The 243-nt window shown below is 42.0% G+C and carries 1 protein-coding gene; it reads right to left on the reverse strand.

Annotated elements, in window-relative coordinates; all coding sequences use genetic code 11:
• Positions 1–243: hypothetical protein (locus CD111_RS12540; protein WP_158245695.1), on the reverse strand; the 243-nt coding region annotated here is incomplete at both ends.

Genomic DNA, 243 nt, shown 5'->3' on the forward strand with positions numbered 1-243 from the left:
AGGTTGCGTTGGTGTAATCGTAGCGTGACCTTGATCATCAGCTTCACCTTCGCCAATCTTATGCCCATCTTTATCGAATAGTTCGACTTTAGAACCAGGTTCAGCTGTAACTGTGATTGGATCAGTAGATCCAGCTTTACCTGTTAAATCTGTGTCAATTACTGGTTTAGAAGGTGGCGTATTATCTGTTGCTTTCTTAGGCTCAGATGATTCAGAAGTATTAGGATGTTCCGCCTTATCTGT

Source organism: Mammaliicoccus stepanovicii (genome assembly GCF_002902525.1).
Lineage (GTDB): Bacteria > Bacillota > Bacilli > Staphylococcales > Staphylococcaceae > Mammaliicoccus > Mammaliicoccus stepanovicii.